Annotated in this window: 3 protein-coding genes; all 3 read left to right on the top strand. The window is 68.3% G+C overall.

The features are described from left to right. Positions 1-410 (top strand): DUF3617 domain-containing protein (locus DYI24_RS24500; RefSeq protein ID WP_164574171.1); only part of this gene is annotated, 410 nt, incomplete at its 5' end. Positions 411-509: 99 nt separating this feature from the next. Continuing rightward, positions 510-911, top strand: a complete 402-nt coding sequence (locus DYI24_RS24495; protein ID WP_349627816.1) for a hypothetical protein — start codon at positions 510-512, stop codon at positions 909-911. Positions 912-1,030: 119 nt separating this feature from the next. Further along, positions 1,031-2,860, top strand: a 1,830-nt coding sequence (locus DYI24_RS24490) for a TonB-dependent receptor domain-containing protein (protein ID WP_164574170.1), incomplete at its 3' end; no start/stop codon positions are given.

Below are 2,860 nucleotides of genomic sequence, written 5' to 3'. Positions count from 1 at the left end.
CCGGCTCCGGGCAGAACGTCGCGATCCAGGACTGCACCGAGGAGACCATCGACAAGAAGATGACCGCGGCGGTGCAGCCGCTGGCCACCGAAGCCTGCTCAGCGCCGACGATTCAGAAGACCGCGACCGGCTACACCAACGATTCGGTGTGCAAGGTCGCTGGTATGACCACGACCTCGCACGCCGAGATCACCGGTGACTTCAATTCGGCCTACACGGTCAAGGTGACATCGCAGAACGAGAACCCGCTGCCCGGCGTTCCCAAGGAGTCCGCCACGACGCTGGATGCGAAATGGCTCGGCCCCTGCAAGGACGGCCAGAAGCCCGGCGACATCGTGATGCCCGGCGGGATCAAGATGAACATCGCCGACATGGACAAGCTGAAGGCGCTGTTGCCGAAGTCGAAGTGACGGCCCCGGAAGCTGGCGCAAAAGTCACACCCGCCGACCTTCATCGGTACCTCCGTTGACAGCGGAGGCGCTTGCCGCAATGTTACATTGTAACGTTGCGTGGCGGGGGACGACGCCGGCACCGTGAGAGGCTGGGGCGGCATGGATTGGGTGCGGACGAACATCCGGTGGGGCGCACGGCTGGCGTTGATTGCGCTCGCCCTGCAGTTCGCCGCCGCGTTCGGCCACTTCCACGGCTTCGAGCCGCCTGCGCTGCAGATCGCCCAGGCTGACTCGGCCAATGGCCCAGCCGAACCCGATACCGACCATCACCATCCAGGCGTCGACCTCTGCGCGATCTGCGCAGTCGTCTCGATGGCGAGCCTGGCGCTGGCCGCGACGCCGCCGGCGCTGCCGCCGCAGCAGGCGCATTCCTTCCACTACCGCCTCGCCGTCCTCGACGACGCCGAATTGGCGTCACCACCCGCCGGCTTTCAGCCGCGCGGCCCCCCTCTGTCCTGACCGCCGATCCCTTGTGAATGCCGCGCCGAGCCGGTCTCCGGCGGCGCGCGGACCAACGTGATCGATCTGCGTCGCCGCAGATCCCGGCTCCGCTGCGAGCCGGCAGTCAGGACAGAACCATGTCATCTAGCCTCAAGACCGGGCTGCTGCTCGGCACCGCAACGCTCGCCGCGTGCAGCGCCGGCGCGCCGGCCGCGCGCGCCCAAACCGCCCTCCCCGAAGTCACCGTCACGGCGCCGAGTCCAATTCAGCGCCGCCACCACACCGAAGCGAAGCCGCGTTCGGCGACGCGCGTCGCGGCTCCGGCGAGGCAGCGCGGCCCCGCACCGGCCGAGACGCCGCCCGTTGCCCAGGCCACCCCGGCGCCGCAGCCCGGCATCCTGCCGATCGTCACCGACCAGTTCGCCACCGTCACGGTGGTGCCGAACGAAGAAATCCGCCGCAGCGGCGGCGGCACGCTGGGCGACCTGCTCGGCAACAAACCCGGCATCAGCGCCTCGCAATACGCGCCCGGCGGCGCCAGCCGCCCGATCATCCGCGGCCTCGACGTCAACCGTGTCAGCATCATCGAGAACGGCACCGGCAGCAACGGCGCGTCCGACCTCGGCGAAGACCACTTCGTGCCGGTCGATCCGCTCTCCACCAATCAGGTCGAAGTGATCCGCGGCCCGGCCACGCTGCGCTACGGCTCGACCGCGATCGGCGGCGTGGTCAGCGCCACCAACAACCGGATTCCCGACGCGCTGCCGCCCTGCGCGCAACCGTTCCAGAGCTATGGGCTGGCGAAGCCGCCGACGCTGTTCGGCGGCGCCGGCTGCATGAACGGCGAAGTCCGCAGCGCCGTCAGCTCGGTCGATCGCGGCGTCGAAGGCGCGGTGCTGCTCGATGCCGGCGGCAACAACGTCGCCGTCCATGCCGACGTCTATGGCCGCAATGCCGGCGACTACAACGTGCCGAGCTATCCGTATGCGGCGCCCGGCATGCCGTTCAACGGTCGCCAGCCGAATTCCGCCGCGACTGCCGCGGGCGCCTCGGTCGGCGGCTCGTATCTGTTCGACGGCGGCTTCATCGGCGCGTCGATCACTCAGAACAATTCGCTGTATCACATCCCCGGCGTCGAGGGCTCACAGGTCGGCACCCGGATCGACGCCAAGCAGACCAAGTTCAATGCCAAGGGCGAGTATCGTCCCGACGCGGCCGCGATCGACGCGATCCGGTTCTGGGTCGGCGCCACCGACTACAAGCACAACGAAGTCGGTCAGGCGACGGCCGGCGATCCGACCACCGACGGCGTGCGCCAGACCTTCACCAATCGCGAGCAGGAAGGCCGGCTCGAGGTGCAGCTCGCGCCGTTCAACGCCGGCTTCGCGGCGATCACCACCGCGGTCGGCGTCCAGGCCAGCCATCAGGAACTGACGGCGCCGAGCCCGGACGATCCGGGTAGCCCGCTGAATGGTCTGTTCGATCCGAACACGAACACCAAGGCGGCCGGCTACGTCTTCAACGAGCTGCAGTTCACCAACACCACCAAGGCGCAGGTCGCCGGCCGCATCGAGCATGTCGAACTGTCCGGGACCACACCGGCGTTCGTGCCCGAGATCTTCGACCTCAACACCGATCCGAGCGCGATCGGCCCAGCCACCCAGCGCAACCTATCGTTCACGCCGAAGAGCTTCAGCGTCGGCCTGATCCAGGCGCTGCCGTGGGATCTGTCGGCGAGCATCACCGGGCAATATGTCGAGCGCGCGCCGAAGCCGGCCGAACTGTTCTCGCGCGGCGGCCACGACGCCACCGCCACCTTCGACATCGGCAATCCCAACCTGAAGATCGAAACCGCCAAGTCGGTCGAGGTCGGGCTGCGCCGCGCCACCGGACCGTTCCGGTTCGAGATCACCGCCTACTACACGCAGTTCAGCGGCTTCCTCTATCGGCGGCCGACCGGCAACACT

This window comes from Rhodopseudomonas sp. BR0C11, from assembly GCF_010820945.1.
Classification (GTDB): Bacteria; Pseudomonadota; Alphaproteobacteria; order Rhizobiales; family Xanthobacteraceae; genus Rhodopseudomonas; species Rhodopseudomonas palustris_H.
The sequence above is the reverse complement of the archived record's forward strand: the minus strand, read 5'-3'. Positions and strand labels throughout refer to the sequence as shown.